Below are 3,969 nucleotides of genomic sequence, written 5' to 3'. Positions count from 1 at the left end.
GGTATTCGCCATAGACCGTCAGCAACGACTGCACCGGCGCCGACAGCTTCAGCCGCATCAACGACGCGGGAATCGGCTGCGCCGAACCTTCGGGCTGGCACAGCGTGGCGACCAGCGGGTACTCGGTCAGCAGCGCATCGGCAATCGGGCCGAAGCGTTCGGGCACCACGCCACCGACGACCTGCACACAGTCTTCCAGCGGCTTTTGCAGCTTGTGCTGCAGCAGGCGCTCGCGTACGCCGGGGTCGATCCGCGCGCCTTTGGCCAGCAGCTTGATGCCATTGCCTGTGACGATGTCTTCCGTCACCTCGACCGCGTGGTTTGCCGTGGTGGCGACCACATGGTTCAGGTAATGCGGGTTGACTTGGCCGGGATCTTCGACGGTCTCGTTCACAAGCGCTTCGACTCCCTGGCCTGCGGCGTGGCGGGCCTTTGCTTCGATCTTAGCGGCGTGTCTCCCCGTGGCACAAGCGCCGAAGCGTTCGCCGCCTACCATCGCGCCTGAATGGAGACCGCATGAAACGACTTGCCATGGCGCTGGCATGCGCCGTCGGCGCAGCCCACGCCGCTTCTTTCGCCGCGCCCGCACCCGAGAAGATCGATGCCGAGGTGCAACGCCTGATGGCCTCGGCGCGCGTCAAGGGCCTGGCGCTGGCGCTGATCGAAGACGGCCAGGTCGCCTATGTGAAGGCCTATGGCAAGCGCAACGAGAAGGGCGATCCGCTGCAGCTCGGCACGGTGATGTACGGTGCCTCTCTCACGAAGGCGGTGTTCGCCTACACCGTGGCGCAGCTGGTCGATGAAGGCAAGGTCGATCTCGACAAGCCGATCGAGCTCTACCTGAGTGAGCCCTTGCCGTCGTACCCGCCCGACAACCGCTATGTGCCCTGGCAGGACCTGAAAGGCGACGAGCGTTGGCGCAAGCTGACGCCGCGCATCCTGCTCAGCCACCGGGGCGGCTTCGCCAATTTCACCTTTCTCGAACCCGACGGCAAGCTGCGCATCCACTTCGAGCCCGGGTCACGTTACGCGTACTCCGGCGACGGCATCGTCTTGCTGCAGTTCGTGCTGGAGCGTGGCCTGGGCCTGGCGCTCGGGGCGGAGATGCAGCGCCGCGTGTTCGACCGCTTCGGCATGCGGCGCACCAGCATGGTCTGGCGGGCGGACTTTGCCGACAACCTGGCCGATGGCTTCAAGGCCAATGGCGAGCCGCAGACGCACGACGAGCGCAGCAAGGTGCGCGCCGCCGGTTCCATGGACACCACGATCGACGACTTCGCCAAGTTTGCGGCCGGCTTCATGCGCGGCGATGGCCTGTCGGCGCAGGCCAGGGCCGATCTGACCCGAGCACAGTGGCCCATCACCACCGCGCACCAGTTCCCCACCTTGTTGCCCGAACTGCCGCTCGACAAGCGCCGGCGCGATCTGGCCGCCGGCCTGGGCGTGGTCGTCTTCGAGGGTCCGCAGGGCCCGGGCTTCTTCAAGGGTGGCCACAACGACAGCACCGGCAACACCTGGGTCTGTGTCGAAAAGAGCCGCAGCTGTGCGGTGCTGTTGGCCAACGATGTGCGGGCCGAAACCATCTTTCCAGACCTGGTGGGGCTGCTGCTCGGCGAGACCGGTACGCCGTGGGACTGGGAATACGGCCGATAAAGGCAAGAGCGGCGTCGCGTTTCAACTTGATGCTGTGTTGCCTCATGCTCGCCCGGGTCACCGGCACGGGCTGAATCCGGTTCCACAGCTCCGGCGCACTGTCGGCAGCTGTTGCTCGGGCGCGAGGCGGTTTTTCGCCGCGCATCTTCGATGTCTGACTTGGCCGTCATTTTCCGTCTGTATAGACAAGCGTTCGCCATCGAACTGGCAGTCTTCAGCCCACGGTGCGCATCGGAACGCTCAACGAGGCGACCTTGACCGGCCGGCCCGCTTCGATCTTGAGATTCGAAGGAGGTTCTATGCAACGCCATGACAACGAGTCGCCCCGGCTTCGGCGGGGTCTGCTTCTGCTAAGCCTGTGCGCCAGCCTGACGTGCGCCCAGACCGGGCAAACGACCGAGCCGTTCGATGACCTTGCCAGCTTGGTGTCGGTCAAGACCATGCACAGCTTCGAAGGGCCAGATGGTCAGTGGCCTCAAACAGGACTGATCCTCGCGACGGACGGCAAGCTGCATGGCGTCGCCGGGCAAGGCGGCGAGCTCGACAACGGCGGCACCGCCTTTCAGATGACGCGCAATGGCCACTTCGAGGTGCTGCACCAATTCGACAGGCACCGCCGCGCCCCCGTCCATCCATCAGGCTTGGTGCAAGGCACCGATGGGATGTACTACGGCGGGAGCGGCGGAGGCGTCTTTCGCGACGGGGTCGTCTACCAGATGACGCCAGCCGGGCACGTCACGATCGTCCACGCGTTCAACTACGACCTTCCCGAGGGAGCCTACCCATGGGCGCCGCTGCTGCAAGCCAGTGACGGCTACTTCTATGGGACGACGGGCAGTGGTAAGGGGATCGGGGAGGGCAGCGTCTTCAAGGTGTCCGCTGGCGGTGACTTTGCGGTGCTCTATGAGTTCAGCTACCGCAAAGACAACCTCTATGCCCCTGGTCTGGACCGATTGGTGCAGGCGAGCAACGGCTACATCTACGGCAGTGCCCATGGCGGTGCATACGACGATGGCGGCGTGTACAGGTTGAGCCCGAGCGGCGGCTTTGAAATCATCCACTCTTTCAAGTGCGACGACGAGATTGGCTGCGGAAGCACTTCGTTCGTGGAGGCACCGGATGGCTTTCTGTACGCCGTCACTGGCGGTGGTGGCGCCCATGGCGGAGGAACCTTCTATCGAATGGACTTCGATGGCAACGTGACCCTGGTCCATTCCTTCGCGAAGCCGGCAAYCTACACCGGGCGTTCGGGGCTCGTGCTGGCCGACGGCTATTTCTATGGCGTCACGTCCCACGAAGGGAAGTACGACCTGGGCTCGATCTATCGCGTCACGGCAGACGGCGTTTTCACCCAGCTCCACTCGTTCGGGCCCGATTCACTGAATGGGCGAAGCCCCGGAGCCGGCTTGATCGCCACGGGCAATGGCGAGTTTTACGGGGTCACCACCCAGGGTGGCACCGCTGACTTGGGCACGATCTACCGGCTCAGGCTCAAGTGAGTGGTCGCCGCGACCCGACCCCGAGCCCGAGCACGAGGGAAGGGTCGGACGGCGAGGGAGCGAAAGGCGCCGGAGTTACAAACTCTTGGCTGGCCCTTGTCGATTTCGCTGCGCCCGCTTCGTCGTGTGGATGAGGCGCCCAGGCGCTTCACCATTCAACAGGAGCGAAAAGACATGAGCAAAGTGACCCCGGTGCCGGCCCCGATCGGCGCCATCCCTTACCTGACCATCCGCGGCGCAGGCGACGCGATCGCGTTCTACCAGCGCGTCTTCGGCGCCGAGATCGTCGAACGGCTCGATGACCCGACCGGCGCCGTCGTGCATTGCCAGCTGCAGATCGGCCCGGCCAGCTTCATGCTGACCGAAGAGAGGCCGCAGATGGGCGCGTTGAGCCCGCTGGCCGTGGGCGGCACGTCGACCACGGTGACCTTCTACGTGCCCGATTGCGACAAGGTCGTGCAGCGCGCGATCGACGCCGGCGCCAAGCCGATGATGCCGCTGATGGACCAGTTCTGGGGCGACCGCGCCGGTGGCGTGATCGACCCGTTCGGCCACAGCTGGCTGATTGCGACCCACAAGGAAGACGTGCCGTCGGCGCAGCTGAAGGAGCGCTTCCAGGCGGCGATGGCACAAGGCGGCCCCTGCGCCGGCTGAACCCGTCGTCGAACGGATGCCCTGCGGCCGTGGTCGCAGGGTTGCGCAAATCGGCTATTTCCGGCGCGCTGGTTCGAGCCACGCGACGATCCCTATCAGCGCCAACATCGGCAGGTTCTTCAGCAGCGGGCCATAGGGATGCGCCCAGAACTCGGGCAGGAAC

4 protein-coding genes and 1 pseudogene are annotated in these 3,969 nt (G+C 65.0%); 3 read left to right on the top strand and 2 right to left on the bottom strand.

Annotated elements, in window-relative coordinates:
* A pseudogene (locus AC1DYI_RS28795) lies at positions 1-394 on the bottom strand (hypothetical protein); the annotation flags it as partial.
* Positions 395-516: 122 nt separating this feature from the next.
* Here AC1DYI_RS28795 and AC1DYI_RS28790 point away from each other — a divergent pair.
* The 3 genes from AC1DYI_RS28790 (at position 517) to AC1DYI_RS28780 (ending at position 3,806) form a co-directional block, all read left to right on the top strand.
* The gene (locus tag AC1DYI_RS28790) at positions 517-1,653 is read left to right on the top strand and encodes a serine hydrolase domain-containing protein (RefSeq protein ID WP_477207547.1); all 1,137 of its coding nucleotides are present in this window, start codon (positions 517-519) and stop codon (positions 1,651-1,653) included.
* 299 nt (positions 1,654-1,952) lie between these two features.
* Entirely contained in the window at positions 1,953-3,152 is a 1,200-nt protein-coding gene (locus AC1DYI_RS28785) for a choice-of-anchor tandem repeat GloVer-containing protein (RefSeq protein WP_477207546.1), read from the top strand.
* Positions 3,153-3,326: 174 nt separating this feature from the next.
* A complete protein-coding gene (locus AC1DYI_RS28780; RefSeq protein ID WP_477207545.1) occupies positions 3,327-3,806 on the top strand; it encodes a VOC family protein in 480 nt (159 codons plus the stop codon).
* A gap of 54 nt (positions 3,807-3,860) precedes the next feature.
* On the opposite strand, the gene AC1DYI_RS28775 is transcribed toward AC1DYI_RS28780, so the two are convergent.
* On the bottom strand, positions 3,861-3,965 hold the full coding sequence (locus AC1DYI_RS28775; protein ID WP_477207548.1) for a DoxX-like family protein: 105 nt from the start codon (positions 3,963-3,965) through the stop codon (positions 3,861-3,863).
* Positions 3,966-3,969 lie beyond the last annotated feature (4 nt).

This window comes from Ideonella sp. P3_A4 (genome assembly GCF_056403075.1).
Note: the sequence above shows the minus strand (reverse complement) of the source record. Positions and strands in the feature narration are given on the sequence as shown.